This is a genomic window from Serratia sp. T13T92 (genome assembly GCF_047530105.1).
Classification (GTDB): Bacteria; Pseudomonadota; Gammaproteobacteria; order Enterobacterales; family Enterobacteriaceae; genus Chania; species Chania fonticola.
Genome location: NZ_JBLJAK010000022.1, coordinates 36,747 through 49,425 on the forward strand (window position 1 = coordinate 36,747; position 12,679 = coordinate 49,425).

14 protein-coding genes are annotated in these 12,679 nt (G+C 57.8%); 9 read left to right on the forward strand and 5 right to left on the reverse strand.

Features of this window, described 5'->3' with window-relative positions:
* Window positions 1-11: 11 nt before the first annotated feature.
* A complete protein-coding gene (locus ACMV5I_RS18960) occupies window positions 12-1,238 on the forward strand; it encodes an MFS transporter (protein WP_414825047.1) in 1,227 nt (408 codons plus the stop codon).
* A gap of 1 nt (window position 1,239) precedes the next feature.
* Complete coding sequence (locus tag ACMV5I_RS18965) at window positions 1,240-2,118, forward strand: siderophore-interacting protein (RefSeq protein ID WP_414825048.1); 879 nt, start codon at window positions 1,240-1,242, stop codon at window positions 2,116-2,118.
* Here the strand turns inward: ACMV5I_RS18965 and ACMV5I_RS18970 are convergent.
* Both ACMV5I_RS18970 and ACMV5I_RS18975 read right to left on the reverse strand, forming a co-directional pair.
* The gene (locus tag ACMV5I_RS18970) at window positions 2,115-2,405 is read right to left on the reverse strand and encodes a type II toxin-antitoxin system RelE/ParE family toxin (protein WP_414825049.1); all 291 of its coding nucleotides are present in this window, start codon (window positions 2,403-2,405) and stop codon (window positions 2,115-2,117) included. The two genes, ACMV5I_RS18965 and ACMV5I_RS18970, sit on opposite strands and share 4 nt — an antisense overlap.
* Window positions 2,393-2,671, reverse strand: a complete 279-nt coding sequence (locus tag ACMV5I_RS18975) for a CopG family ribbon-helix-helix protein (protein ID WP_414825050.1) — start codon at window positions 2,669-2,671, stop codon at window positions 2,393-2,395. The genes ACMV5I_RS18970 and ACMV5I_RS18975 overlap by 13 nt, the downstream gene beginning before the upstream one ends.
* A gap of 165 nt (window positions 2,672-2,836) precedes the next feature.
* Between ACMV5I_RS18975 and ACMV5I_RS18980 the strand changes: the two genes are divergently transcribed.
* The 3 genes from ACMV5I_RS18980 to hpxK all read left to right on the forward strand — a co-directional run bounded on the left by ACMV5I_RS18980 (window position 2,837) and on the right by hpxK (window position 6,400).
* The gene (locus ACMV5I_RS18980; protein ID WP_414825051.1) at window positions 2,837-3,676 is read left to right on the forward strand and encodes a MurR/RpiR family transcriptional regulator; all 840 of its coding nucleotides are present in this window, start codon (window positions 2,837-2,839) and stop codon (window positions 3,674-3,676) included.
* Between the two features lie 220 nt (window positions 3,677-3,896).
* Complete coding sequence (locus ACMV5I_RS18985; protein WP_414825052.1) at window positions 3,897-5,138, forward strand: pyridoxal-phosphate-dependent aminotransferase family protein; 1,242 nt, start codon at window positions 3,897-3,899, stop codon at window positions 5,136-5,138.
* The gene (gene hpxK, locus ACMV5I_RS18990) at window positions 5,138-6,400 is read left to right on the forward strand and encodes an allantoate amidohydrolase (protein WP_414825072.1); all 1,263 of its coding nucleotides are present in this window, start codon (window positions 5,138-5,140) and stop codon (window positions 6,398-6,400) included. The genes ACMV5I_RS18985 and hpxK overlap by 1 nt, the downstream gene beginning before the upstream one ends.
* A 29-nt stretch (window positions 6,401-6,429) precedes the next feature.
* Here hpxK and ACMV5I_RS18995 read toward each other — a convergent pair whose 3' ends face one another.
* Both ACMV5I_RS18995 and ACMV5I_RS19000 read right to left on the reverse strand, forming a co-directional pair.
* The gene (locus ACMV5I_RS18995) at window positions 6,430-7,203 is read right to left on the reverse strand and encodes an amidohydrolase (RefSeq protein WP_121608846.1); all 774 of its coding nucleotides are present in this window, start codon (window positions 7,201-7,203) and stop codon (window positions 6,430-6,432) included.
* Window positions 7,191-8,348, reverse strand: a complete 1,158-nt coding sequence (locus ACMV5I_RS19000) for a pyridoxal phosphate-dependent aminotransferase (RefSeq protein WP_414825053.1) — start codon at window positions 8,346-8,348, stop codon at window positions 7,191-7,193. The genes ACMV5I_RS18995 and ACMV5I_RS19000 overlap by 13 nt, the downstream gene beginning before the upstream one ends.
* 106 nt (window positions 8,349-8,454) lie before the next feature.
* On the opposite strand from ACMV5I_RS19000, the gene ACMV5I_RS19005 reads away from it, so the two are divergent.
* Genes ACMV5I_RS19005 through ACMV5I_RS19015 form a run of 3 tightly spaced genes read left to right on the forward strand, consistent with a single transcriptional unit; the run spans window position 8,455 to window position 10,294 of the window.
* A complete protein-coding gene (locus ACMV5I_RS19005; RefSeq protein ID WP_414825054.1) occupies window positions 8,455-9,069 on the forward strand; it encodes a methylthioribulose 1-phosphate dehydratase in 615 nt (204 codons plus the stop codon).
* Complete coding sequence (gene mtnC / locus ACMV5I_RS19010; RefSeq protein ID WP_414825055.1) at window positions 9,066-9,752, forward strand: acireductone synthase; 687 nt, start codon at window positions 9,066-9,068, stop codon at window positions 9,750-9,752. Before ACMV5I_RS19005 ends, mtnC begins: the two co-directional genes overlap by 4 nt.
* Window positions 9,752-10,294: a 1,2-dihydroxy-3-keto-5-methylthiopentene dioxygenase gene (locus ACMV5I_RS19015; RefSeq protein WP_414825056.1), complete on the forward strand. Its 543-nt coding sequence runs from the start codon at window positions 9,752-9,754 to the stop codon at window positions 10,292-10,294. The genes mtnC and ACMV5I_RS19015 overlap by 1 nt, the downstream gene beginning before the upstream one ends.
* An 11-nt stretch (window positions 10,295-10,305) precedes the next feature.
* On the opposite strand, the gene mtnA is transcribed toward ACMV5I_RS19015, so the two are convergent.
* Window positions 10,306-11,334, reverse strand: a complete 1,029-nt coding sequence (gene mtnA / locus ACMV5I_RS19020) for an S-methyl-5-thioribose-1-phosphate isomerase (RefSeq protein WP_174334237.1) — start codon at window positions 11,332-11,334, stop codon at window positions 10,306-10,308.
* A gap of 143 nt (window positions 11,335-11,477) precedes the next feature.
* Here mtnA and mtnK point away from each other — a divergent pair, with 143 nt between their 5' ends.
* Window positions 11,478-12,677, forward strand: a complete 1,200-nt coding sequence (mtnK, locus tag ACMV5I_RS19025; RefSeq protein WP_202727766.1) for an S-methyl-5-thioribose kinase — start codon at window positions 11,478-11,480, stop codon at window positions 12,675-12,677.
* Window positions 12,678-12,679: the final 2 nt, after the last annotated feature.

The window sequence follows — 12,679 nt, forward strand, 5'->3', positions numbered from 1 at the left end:
TATTTTACTTAATGCGCTTATTTTCCGGTTCAAAAATCGTTGCAATTGGTAATGATTCTCCTTCAAACTGGCCGCTGGCATTTTGTGCCGGGCTATTGGGCATTGGGCAAAATGGTTTGCTGGTCGCATTACCCGTGTTGGTCAGCCTGACCCAGCTCTCGCTGTCGGTGTGGGCAGGATTGCTAACGCTGGGATCGATGCTGTTTCTGGTCGGCTCTCCCTGGTGGGGGCGACAGGCAGAAATTCGCGGCTGTAAATACGTGGTGGTTATGGCCCTGGCGGGTTACCTGTTCAGCTTTGCGTTATTGGCCTTGGCCGTGTGGGGGCTGGCTGCTGGCTGGCTGCCTGAAATGGCTGGGTTGGGTGGCTTGATCGTGGCGCGCATTATCTACGGCTTGACAGTATCGGGCATGGTGCCAGCCAGCCAGACTTGGGCGCTGCAACGCGCTGGGTATGAACAACGTATGGCGGCGTTGGCCACTATCAGTTCCGGTCTGAGCTGTGGCCGGTTGCTTGGTCCGCTGTGCGCGGCCCTGGCGCTGTCTCTGCACCCGATGGCTCCGCTGTGGTTGATGGCGATTGCGCCGCTGATCGCGTTACTGGTGATCTGTCGCCAGCATAACGACCCGCCACTGCCTGCGGTGGCGCATCAGCAAAACCGCCTGCGGCTGACGATGATGCCCTATTTATTGTGTGCGTTGCTGCTGGCGGGCTGCGTCAGCCTGATGCAGTTAGGCTTGGCTCCACATTTGCAGCAACTGTTTAGCCATTCGGCGACGACCGTTAGCCACCATGTGGCGGTATTGCTCAGCGTGGCAGCGGGTTGCACGCTGTTGGGACAGTTTTTGGTGGTGCGACCGCAGCGTCTTACTCCGCCGCAGCTACTGATGGTTGCCGCTTGGTTGATGATCGCTGGCCTGGGGCTGATGTGTACCGCTCCGCTGGCGCTGTTTTATCTTGGCTGTGCGCTGGCTTCGTTTGGGGCCGCGATGGCGACGCCGGGCTATCAACTGATGCTGAACGATAAGTTATCTACCGGCAAAGGGGCGGGAGCTATCGCCACCAGCCATTCGCTGGGCTACGGCGCGAGCGCGCTGATGGTTCCGGTGGTGAGTAAATTTTACGGTGAGTCGCAGTTGGTTGCGGCGGCACTGGTAGCCGCCGTCCTGTTGGGCGGCATTAGCAGCTGGCTATGGTGCCAGCATCGAATGGCAGACATTGCGCGGGAGAGTCAGTGATATGTCCGCAAGCTATCGCATCTTTGATCTTACCTTGAAGCACAAGGAAAATGTTTCCCCCTCGCTGCTGCGCTGCGTGTTTACCGGCCCAGAGGTACAGCGCATGAAGCTGGAAGCCCCGGATCAACGGATCAAGCTGTTGTTCCCGGTAGCGGAAGGGCAGAGCCCGGAGTTGGCGAATAGCGACGATTGGTACCGTAACTACATGGCGATACCGAAAGAGCAACGGCCCGTGATGCGCACCTACACGTTGCGGGCGCTGCGCGCTGCTGAGAATGAAATGGATGTGGAGTTTGTGCTCCATGGCATCAATGGCCCGGCCTCTGCCTGGGCAACGCATGCCGTTGCGGGAGATAAACTCCAGGCTGTAGCGCCGAATGCCGATTTTGCTGAGGACAGCGGCGGCTATGAGTGGGCCCCTCCGGCGCAAACCCGGCAGGCGCTGCTGATCGCCGATGAAACGGCACTGCCAGCGGCGATGGGTATCCTCGAACAGTTGGCGCAGCAGGCTAACCCGCCGCGTGTGCAGGCTTTCTTCGAAGTGCCGGTAGCGGGGGACTGCCTTGATATAGCGCACTTTCCGTTTGCCGAGGTTTACTGGTTGCCACGTGACGTTGGGCATCAGCAACTGCATGGCACACTGCTGGTGGAGGCGGTGCGTCAGCGAGTTAACATCCCTGCCTCGGCACGGGCTGAAGCGCAGTCTCTGGCTGAAAACAGCCTGGGTGGGGATTTGCTGTGGGAGCGTGCTGAAGGGGCTAAGACCTTTTACGCCTGGGTGGCTGCTGAGTCTTCGGTGGTGAAAACGTTGCGCCGTTACCTGATTGGCGAACGCGATCTGGACCGTTCCACGGTGAACTTTATGGCGTACTGGTGCTAGTAACCCGCTTCAAGCTGATGGCGCACCGCCAGGAGCACGGCGACTGTGCCATCAAAGTGATACAGAACCACGTAGCCACTGTTACCAAATTCAATAGGCCATTCGCGGTATTGGTGAGGCATTTCCTCCACCGGGCGGCCTACCTGTGGTTGTAGAGCTAGAATTTTTACGCTACGGCGGATCTTGCTGATAGCGCGCTTTGCCGTATCGCTATCCTTTTCTGCCAAAAAACGGTATAGCCGTTGCACGTCAGCTAATGCCGCTGGTGACCATTTTAGTTGTGACACTCCGGGATCTCCGTATCATCGCCTTTTTCCAGATTAGCCAGCCAGTTATCGGCTTCTTCCTGGGTTAGATGTTTACCATCAGCTTGACAGGTTTCCCATGCCCGCAATGCATCATTGCGTAGCGCTTCGCGTTTTTCTTCACGTTCGACATATTCCCGGATCGCTTCTCGCATAATCCAATGGGCTGTCCGCTGGCGCGCTATGGCAATTTGCTGCACACGCAGCTTAAGCTCTTCATCGATTTTAATTGACGTCGCGGTAGCCATAAGTCGTCCTCAGTCGTTAAAGGTAATACCTTCGGCTACTATAAATTCTTTTATACGCTATTGTCTAGTTTTTGAGCATGCATGGTCGTTCAAATTTCAACGCTGGCAGCCGCTTTGGCTGCTGTGCTATGTTCCGCTGAAACAAAAGTTACAGCGGGAGTAGCGATGAAACAGATTGATGAACGCCTGCGCAGCGAATACCCGCAATTGGCTCCTCAAGAGCAGCGGGTGGCCGACTTTATCTTCGATCACTTTGACGACCTGATTAGCTATAACAGCACCGAGTTGGCGCGCCTGAGCGGGGTGTCCAAGGCCACGGTCAGCCGTTTGTTCAAACGCCTGGGTTATGCCAGCTATCGCGCAATGCGTGACGAGTTGCGCACCCTACGTCAAAGCGGTATGCCACTGACCGACAGCCGTGACGCGGTACAGGGCAACACCTTGTTGGCCCGCCATTATCAGCAGGAAATGGCCAATCTGACCCACTGGGTGCAACAAATTGATGCGGCACAGTTTGGCGCGGTGATCTCGGCCATGGGGCAATCCCGGCGGCTGCTGCTGTTGGGGATGCGCAACAGCTATCCCGTCGCGATGCATTTGCGCCAGCAACTGATGCAGGTACGTGAGCAGGTTTTGTTAATACCGCAGCCGGGCCAAACCTTGGCCGAAGATCTGGTGGATCTGGGGCCACAGGACATGGTGGTGGTAGTGGCATTTCGCCGCCGTCCACGTCTGGTGCGAGAGATATTGCAACAGTTGCAGATCAAGCAGGTGCCAACGTTATTGATCTGCGAACCGCAGGCCCAGGCGTTGATCCCGTTGGCTAGCTGGCATTTGATGACGCCGCTCGATAGCGTCTCAGCGTTTGACAGTTACTCCAGTGCCATGAGCCTGGCGAGCCTGCTGAGCAATGCGTTGCTGCATGACAGGTTGTCGCAAGGGCGGCAGCGTATTCATGAGGTCGCCAATCTGTTCAGCGATCTGGAGGAGTTGGAGCAGCGCTGAAGCATGGGTTATCTGAGCGGGCGCAGTATACGGCGCCCCTACATGATTCTTTAGCAGCTGCATGCTGCGCCCGTTGTGATTCATTAGTTGCAGATTAATAATTTTAGAATCTTTTGTTTCATACTTTCTCGCTTGGCGATAATCTAGCAATAACAAAAAACCGGCCGGTCGCTGACGTAGCAATCTCCAGGCTAAGTTATTAAGTTGACAAGGAATGAACATGCTAGCTATCAATCAATTCGATCAAATCAATCCTCCGCACCGCCTACTGATGGGCCCAGGGCCGATCAATGCCGATCCGCGCGTGCTGCGTGCCATGTCCAGCCAGTTGATTGGCCAATACGATCCGGCCATGACCGGCTATATGAATCAGGTGATGGAGCTGTATCGCGCCCTGTTCCGCACGCAGAACCGCTGGACAATGCTGATAGACGGGACTTCGCGCGCCGGTATCGAGGCAATGCTGGTCTCTGCCATTCGGCCTGGCGATAAAGTGCTGGTGCCGGTATTTGGCCGTTTTGGCCATCTGTTGTGTGAAATCGCCCGCCGCTGCCGTGCCGAAGTACACACCATCGAAGCGCCTTGGGGGGAGGTATTCAGTCCCGATCGGATCGAGGATGCGATCAAGAAAGTACGGCCACGCCTATTGCTGACGGTGCAAGGAGATACCTCCACCACCATGCTGCAACCGCTGGCTGAATTAGGGGACATCTGCCGCCGTCACGGCGTCCTGTTCTATACCGATGCTACCGCCTCGTTCGCGGGTAACGAGTTGGAAACCGATGCCTGGGGTTTGGATGCGGTATCCGCAGGGCTGCAAAAATGCCTCGGTGGTCCTTCCGGCAGTTCTCCAATCACCCTTAGCCCGCAGTTTGAAGAGATCGTACGCCGCCGTAAGTGCGTTGAAGAGGGGATCCGTACCGTCGATCACGCAGACGGTGACGACGAGATGATCTACTCCAACTATTTCGATCTCGGCATGATCATGGATTACTGGGGGCCGGAGCGCCTGAACCACCATACGGAAGCCACCAGCATGCTGTTTGCCGCGCGTGAATGCGCCCGGGTGATCCTGGAGGAAGGGCTGGATAAGGCTATTGCCCGCCATAAATTGAACGGCGCGGCGATGTTGGCCGGGATCCAGGGGATGGGGCTGGAGGTCTTCGGTGATATCGCCAACAAGATGAACAACGTGCTGGGCGTGGTGATCCCGCAGGGCATCCATGGCGAGCAGGTACGCCAGATGATGCTCAATGACTTCGCCATCGAAATCGGCACCTCGTTTGGCCCGTTGCAGGGCAAGATCTGGCGCATTGGCACCATGGGGTATAACGCGCGCAAAGACTGCGTGCTGCAAACGTTGGCCGCGCTGGAAGCGGTACTCAACCGTCTCGGTTTTGTTAGCCCGCATGGGGAAGCTATGCAGGCAGCATGGAACCTTTACGACGCCGAGCAGAACTGATGGCAATGTTGCTGACCCCTCTGGAAGCGGAACGAGCCGCGGCCAGAGTGATGGCTCGCTGCGACGAACTGGCGGCAATCAGCAGCACGCCAGGCCAACTGACGCGGGTTTATCTCTCCCCAGAACATTTACGCGCCAACCGGCTGGTAGGGAATTGGATGCGCGAACTGGGGATGGCGGTCTGGCAAGACGGCGTGGGCAATATCTGCGGGCGTTATGAAGGATTGAAACCGGCCGCACCGGCGCTGCTGCTTGGCTCTCATCTGGATACGGTGCGCAACGCGGGGCACTACGATGGCATGCTGGGGGTCTTGACCGCGCTTGAGGTTGTCGCCTTGTTGCATAGCCGCAATTGGCGTTTGCCGCAGGCGATCGAGGTGATCGGTTTTGCCGACGAGGAGGGCACGCGTTTTGGCATTACCTTGCTCGGCAGTAAAGGGGTCACCGGGCAGTGGGCAGAGGATTGGCTGGCATGTACCGATGCTGAGGGCATCAGCGTGGCTGAGGCTATGCGTGACGTGGGCCTTGATCCTGCGGCGGTGAGTTCTGCCGAGCGTGCACAAGGCTCGATCTGTGCCTATCTCGAACTGCATATTGAACAGGGGCCTTGTCTTGAAGCTGCCGGTCTGGCTCTGGGAGTGGTCACGGCGATTAACGGTGCCCGCCGCCTCAATTGCACCTTTACCGGACATGCTGGTCATGCAGGGACCGTGCCGATGGGGCAGCGCCGGGATGCGCTGACTGCGGCCGCTGAATGGATGGTCACGGTTGAGCGGCTCACCATGGAATACGATCCGCATGTGGTCGCCACGGTCGGTCAGATCGAAAGCTTGCCGGGGGCTGTTAATGTGATCCCTGGGCAGGTCAGGTTATCCCTCGACGTTCGTGGCCCGCAGGATGAATTGCTAGACGCGTTACTGGCCGAATTACTGGCACAGGCGCAGAGCATTGGCGCGCGTCGCGGAGTTGGCTTCGACAGTGAGGAGTTCTACCGCATACCGGCCACCGCTTGTGACCCTCAGTGGCAGCAGCGCTGGCATGACGCGGTAATGCAGGTGCAAGAGAATTGCCTAATGCTGCCTAGCGGCGCGGGGCATGATGCCATTGCTATCGCTGCCCGTTGGCCGGTGGGGATGCTGTTTGTCCGTTGCGAGGGCGGTATCAGTCATCATCCCGATGAGGCCGTCACAGAGGGCGACGTGGCGCTAGCGATCCAGGCTTACTGCCGGGTCTTGGATATAACTGATCCCTTGTATGTTTAAAGTGCCTTTAAACATACAAGGGTATCGACTCAATCGCGCAGCTGGAAGCCATCTGCATCACGCCAGGCCGGGAACGCGGCGCGGTAGGTTTGTAGCGTTTCCAGCGAAAGCTCGGCATCCAGCCTCGCCGCCTGGCCCGCTTCTGCACTGGCCAACCGTTCCCCCTGCGGGCTGATAATCAGGCTGTCACCGCTGTAATTCAGGCCATTACCGTCCTCGCCCACGCGGTTGCACCCCGCCACGTAAATCTGGTTTTCGATCGCCCGTGCCGCCAGCAGCGTTTGCCAGTGCATACTGCGCGCCGCCGGCCAGTTGGCCACGTACAGGGCCAGATCGTAATCCTGCTGATAGCGTGACCACACCGGGAAGCGCAGGTCATAGCAGATCTGCGGCAGGATACGCCAGCCGCGCCATTCGAAAATGGTGCGCTGTTTCCCAGCCTGATAATGCTGGTGTTCACCGGCCATGCGGAACAGATGGCGTTTATCATAGCCATGCACCTTGCCGCCGGGCTCCACCAGCAGGAAACGGTTAACCGCCCCTTCGGCAGTTTTCAACGCTACGCTGCCACCCACCAAGGCGTTGGTTTTCACCGCCCAGGTATGTAACCAGTCAATCACCTGTTGTTCTGGCAACGCGCTTTCCCCGGCATCCATAGCAAAGCCGGTAGTAAACATTTCCGGCAGTACAATCAGATCGCGGCCGGTAATCGAGGGCAACAAGGCATCGAACTGGCGCAGGTTGGCCTCACCTTGGCGCCAGACCAGCGGTTGCTGCAACAGGGTAATTTTTAGAGTCGACATAGGCGCTCCGCAGCGGCATCCAGCGTGGCACCTTGCTTCGCGAAGCACAGCCGGATCAGTTTATGGGGGAAAGGATCGGCGCAGAAAACGGACAGCGGGATTGCCGCCACGCCTGCGTGCTCGGTCAGCCAATGGCAGAAGGCGACGTCATCCAGATCGGAAATGGCGCTGTAATCGGCCAGTAAGAAGTAAGTGCCTTCACAGGGCAGAATTTCCAGCCTGCTGTTAGCTAGCGCCTGCACAAAACGATCGCGTTTGGTTCGGTAGAACGCGGGTAGCTGCTGCCAGTGTTCTGGCTCATTGCGCAGCATATCGGCCAAGGCTAACTGGGCAGGGGTGTTGACCGAGAACGTCAGATACTGGTGAACCTTGCGCACCTCGGCGCTTAACGCTGCCGGGGCCACGCAATAACCCACTTTCCAGCCGGTCATATGGAAGGTTTTGCCAAACGAGGAAACGGCTATCGCTCGCTGACGCAGTTGCGGATGGGCCAACACGCTGGCGTGCCCCCCTTTGGCAAAGCAGATATGCTCGTAAACCTCATCGCTCAGGATATAGATTTCCCGATCGGCGATGGTGGCCCATAGCTGCTGCATATCCTCTGCCGACCATGCCGTGGCGGAGGGGTTCTGCGGAGTGTTGAGGATGACCAGCCGCGTGCGCGGTGAAAGCTGTTCGGCAAACCGTTGCCAATCCACCTTGAAGGCGGGTGGTTGCAGGGCAATGCGTTTCAGAACGCCACCGGAAAGCTGTACCGCCGGGGCATAGCTGTCATAGCTTGGGTCGAAGCAAATCACTTCATCGCCGGAGCGAACCAGGGCGCTGATCGCAGCGAACAACGCTTCGGTTGCACCCGCAGTGACGGTCACTTCACTATTGGCATCGGGTTGCCAGCCGTAGAGCTGAGCGGTTTTTTCCGCAATGGCCTCACGCAGCGGCGCTGCGCCAGTCATCGGTGCGTATTGGTTTGCCCCCTGGCTGACGTGCCAGCTCAGGCGCTGTTTTAAATACTCCGGGCCATCAAAATCCGGGAAGCCCTGCGACAGGTTGATCGCCTGATGCTGCTGCGCCAGGGCGCTCATCTGGGTAAAAATGGTGGTGCCGAGGTCGGGTAACTTGCTGGCTGGGACAGGTGCGGTACTCATATCAGGCTGATTCTCCTGGCGCGTATGTTGCGAATAATATAGCACGATGTTAATGTTTAGCAATCAAGACGTTTAGACGTCCGTAGCCATCAGGAAACAAGACGGAATGACAGAAAACCCGCAACTACCAGCCCTATTGGCCGCCTGCCACTGGATCGGTGAAAAAGGCTGGTGCCCGGCGACCGGCGGCAATATGTCGCTGCGCCTTGATACCCAACACTGCCTGGTGACCGAGTCCGGCAAAGACAAGGGCAGCCTGAGCGAACAGGATTTATTGCTGGTGGAAACGGCAAACAATCATGTTCCCAGCGGCCGTACGCCTTCGGCGGAAACCGGTCTGCACACGCTGATCTACCGCCTCTATCCCACCGTCGGTGCCATCCTGCATACCCATTCGGTCAATGCCACCGTGCTTTCCCGCGTGGAGAAAAGTGAAGCGCTGGTGCTGCAAGGGTATGAAATGCAGAAATCCCTCAGCGGGCAGAAGAGCCACCTCGACAGCGTCAGCATCCCCATTTTTGATAACGACCAGGATATTCCGGCGCTGGCTGCGCGTGTGGCCGCATTTGCCGAGGTAACGCCCTTGCAGTACGGTTTTCTGGTGCGCGGCCACGGCTTGTATTGCTGGGGCAAACAGGTGGAGGAAGCGCGCCGCCATCTTGAAGGGCTGGAATTCCTGTTCCAGTGCGAACTGCAACGCCGTTTACTGGAGGCCAAATGATCCGCGCCATCGTCACCGATATTGAAGGCACCACCAGCGATATCCGTTTTGTGCATCAGGTGCTGTTCCCCTATGCCCGTGAGCGGCTGGGGGAGTTTATCCGCCGCCATGCCAACGACGCCGAAGTTGCGGCTCCGCTGGCGGCATTGCGTGCAGAGATCGCGCAGCCGGACGCCGATAATGAGCTGCTTATTACCACCCTTTATCGCTTTATGGATGAAGATCGCAAATCGACCGCGTTGAAGGCTTTGCAGGGCATTATCTGGCGCAGCGGCTATCAAAACGGCGATTTTCAGGGGCATATCTATCCGGAGGTGGCCGAACAGCTGGCCGCTTGGCAGCAGCAAGGATTGAAACTGTTCGTCTATTCCTCCGGCTCGGTTGAAGCGCAAAAGCTGCTGTTTGGTTACAGCGATGCGGGAGATCTGCAACCGCTGTTCAGTGGTTACTTTGATACGCACGTAGGGGCCAAGCGTGAAAGCGCGTCATACCACAATATCGCCCAAGCCATCGGTCTGGCGCCAACTGAGCTGCTGTTCCTTTCCGATATCCATCAGGAGTTGGACGCGGCACGGCTAGCGGGCTGGCATACCTGCCAACTGATCCGTGACGCTGCCGATCCACAAAGCCAGCACCGGCAGGTTAACCGTTTTGATCACATCCAATTAGGGGAGTTTGTCTAATGAGTGGATTGACCATTTTTAGCGATAAAGAGCCGCAGCAGCCGTTATGGCAGAGCCAGGATGCGCAGGCTATCCAGCAGCAGTTGGCGCAGATTGGCGTACGTTTTGAGCGTTGGCAGGCCGATCGCGAGTTGGGCGAGAGCCCACTGCCAGAAGCGGTGATTGCCGCCTATCAGCATGAGATCGACCGGCTGGTGGCGGAAAAGGGCTACCAAAGCTGGGATGTGATCAGCATGCGTCCGGACAACGCCCAGCGTGAAGTGCTGCGGGAGAAATTCCTGGCCGAGCATACTCATGGCGAGGATGAGGTGCGCTTCTTTGTCGAAGGGGCGGGGCTGTTTTGCCTGCATCTGGAAGGCAAAATCTTCCAAATCCTGTGCGAGAAAAACGACCTGATCTCGGTGCCAGCCAATACTCGCCACTGGTTTGATATGGGCTCGGCCCCCAACTTCACCGCCATCCGCGTCTTTGATAATCCGGAAGGTTGGGTGGCCCATTTCACCGGCGACCAGATTGCCGAGGTATATCCAAAGCTAGATTGAAGGGCAAAAAGTTATGCCAATGCGCGTTGGAAAATGCCGTCGGCAACCTGCTCTGGCGTAATGACGCCGCTATCCAACACCCAGCCGCTGATTAATGCTGCTGGAGTGACATCGAATGCCGGGTTGTAGGTTGGCGCATTGAGCGGTGCCCATTGGCAGGAACCAAAGCTACCGCTGACCCCCGTCACTTCCTCTGCCGCGCGCTGTTCGATAGGAATGGCCGCGCCGTCCGGGCAATGAGGATCGTGCGTGGTGTGTGGGGCGGCCACGTAAAACGGAATACGGTGGTAATGAGCCAGTACCGCCAGGCTGTAAGTGCCGATTTTATTAGCCACGTCACCGTTGGCCGCAATGCGGTCTGCGCCTACCCAGACGGCATCAACCTGGCCCGTAGCCATCAGGCTGGCGGCCATGGAATCGCAGATCAAGCGGTAAGGAATGCCCAGCTCTCCCAACTCCCAGGCGGTAAGGCGGCCCCCTTGCAGCAACGGACGAGTTTCATCGACCCAAACCTGGGCGATCTTGCCTTGCTGGTGCGCTCGCAATAGAACGCCAATCGCCGTACCCACGCCCGCCGTCGCCAGTCCCCCGGTGTTGCAATGGGTGAGCAGGCGACTGCCCGGTTTCACCCACTCGGCCCCGTTATCGGCGATGCGATCGCACAGGGTCCGATCTTCCTCTACCAGGCGCAGCGCTTCCTCGGCCATCGCGCTCACCCAATCCGGCTGTGCCAAAGCCTGCTTCATACGATCCAGATTGTTCATCAGGTTCACCGCGGTCGGGCGTGAGGCGCGTAGCGTCTGCAATGCCTGCTCCAGTTCAGCCTGCGACAGACCACGTTCGGCCAACAGAGCGAGCAGCAGGCTGGCAGATAGCCCGATCAACGGTGCGCCGCGCACCCGCAGGGCACGGATATGCCCAACCAACTCGTCCACGCTGTCGCAGGGCAGCCAGCACTTTTCCTGCGGCAAAGCTTGCTGGTCAAGGATCTGGAGGCGGTTGTCTTGCAGGCTCAGGCTGGTGGTGTTAAGTGCTTGCATCAGTGGTTAAATCCTTGTGTGTTTCTTATTGCATCTGTGAACCCATTCTGCCAACATGACATCCGGATGTATAGACGTCCAAACGCTTTTGCGGCTAAAAATAAAAAAATCATCGCTATGGGAAAGAACAGAGGGGTTGGGGGATGTCACAATATCGTACGTTTACTGCTGCCGATGCCGTTGAATACGCGCGTCAATATGGGCAACTGGCCGATCCACAGGCGCTGGTAAGTGCCGACGAGATCGGCGATGGCAATCTGAACCTGGTCTTTAAAATCCGTGATGCTGACGGCGTCAGCCGGGTGATCGTCAAGCAGGCTCTGCCGTACGTACGTTGCGTGGGGGAATCTTGGCCGTTGACGCTGGATCGGGCGCGTATCGAAGCGGAAACGCTGCTGATCCACGGGGCGCTGTGCCCACGCCACACGGTGCAGGTGCTGCATCACGATCCTGAGCTGGCGGTGATGGTGCAGGAGGATCTCTCTGACCATCACATCTGGCGCAGTGAGCTGGTGAAGGGGCGTTACTATCCGCTGGCCGCCGGGCAACTGGCGGAATACCTGGCGCAAACTCTGTTCCACACCTCTGATTTTTACCAGACCGCACAGCTGAAAAAGGCCGAAGTCAGCCGTTTCACCAACCCGGAGCTGTGCCAGATCACCGAAGATCTGTTCTTTAGCGATCCCTATCAGGATCATGAGCGTAATCAGTTTGACGAGGCGCTGTTGCCGCAAGTGCTGGCACTGCGTGATGACGCGGCGCTGAAGTTGGCGGTAGCCGGGCTGAAGCATCGCTTCCTGAGCAAGGCCGAAGCGCTGCTGCACGGTGATATTCATAGCGGTTCGATCTTTGTCGCGGAAGGTAAGCTGAAGGCGATCGACGCCGAGTTTGGCTTCTACGGGCCGATCGGCTTTGATATTGGCACTGCGCTGGGTAATCTGCTGCTGAACTATTGCGGTTTGCCTGGCTTGTTCGGCCCGCGTGATGCGGCGGCGGGGCGTGAGCAGCGATTGCAGGATGTGCGTGAACTGTGGCTGATCTTTGCCGATCGCTTTCTGGCGTTGTGCCATCAACATAGCCGTGACGCAACGCTGGCGCTGCCGGGCTATGCCGAGCAGTTCCTGCAACAGGTATGGACAGATGCGGTGGGTTACTGCGGTACGGAGCTGATACGCCGCACTATCGGGCTGGCGCACGTGGCCGATCTGGACAGCATCACTGATGCGGAAATGCGTGCCGAATGTCAACGTAACGCCCTCAATCTGGGCCGTGCGCTGATCGTCAATGCGCCGCACATAGAACATATCGATGCCTTGCTGGCGCGTATCCGCCAACATGGCTGAGC

Excerpts from the sequence above, each read along its gene's own strand:
- ACMV5I_RS19005 (WP_414825054.1), top strand. The coding sequence starts at position 8,455 with ATGACAGAAAACCCGCAACTACCAGCCCTATTGGCCGCCTGCCACTGG.
- ACMV5I_RS18965 (WP_414825048.1), top strand. The coding sequence starts at position 1,240 with ATGTCCGCAAGCTATCGCATCTTTGATCTTACCTTGAAGCACAAGGAA.
- ACMV5I_RS18995 (WP_121608846.1), bottom strand. The coding sequence starts at position 7,203 with ATGTCGACTCTAAAAATTACCCTGTTGCAGCAACCGCTGGTCTGGCGC.
- ACMV5I_RS19015 (WP_414825056.1), top strand. The coding sequence starts at position 9,752 with ATGAGTGGATTGACCATTTTTAGCGATAAAGAGCCGCAGCAGCCGTTA.
- ACMV5I_RS18980 (WP_414825051.1), top strand. The coding sequence starts at position 2,837 with ATGAAACAGATTGATGAACGCCTGCGCAGCGAATACCCGCAATTGGCT.
- hpxK (WP_414825072.1), top strand. The coding sequence starts at position 5,138 with ATGGCAATGTTGCTGACCCCTCTGGAAGCGGAACGAGCCGCGGCCAGA.
- mtnA (WP_174334237.1), bottom strand. The coding sequence starts at position 11,334 with ATGCAAGCACTTAACACCACCAGCCTGAGCCTGCAAGACAACCGCCTC.
- mtnK (WP_202727766.1), top strand. The coding sequence starts at position 11,478 with ATGTCACAATATCGTACGTTTACTGCTGCCGATGCCGTTGAATACGCG.
- ACMV5I_RS18975 (WP_414825050.1), bottom strand. The coding sequence starts at position 2,671 with ATGGCTACCGCGACGTCAATTAAAATCGATGAAGAGCTTAAGCTGCGT.
- ACMV5I_RS18960 (WP_414825047.1), top strand. The coding sequence starts at position 12 with ATGCGCTTATTTTCCGGTTCAAAAATCGTTGCAATTGGTAATGATTCT.
- mtnC (WP_414825055.1), top strand. The coding sequence starts at position 9,066 with ATGATCCGCGCCATCGTCACCGATATTGAAGGCACCACCAGCGATATC.
- ACMV5I_RS19000 (WP_414825053.1), bottom strand. The coding sequence starts at position 8,348 with ATGAGTACCGCACCTGTCCCAGCCAGCAAGTTACCCGACCTCGGCACC.
- ACMV5I_RS18985 (WP_414825052.1), top strand. The coding sequence starts at position 3,897 with ATGCTAGCTATCAATCAATTCGATCAAATCAATCCTCCGCACCGCCTA.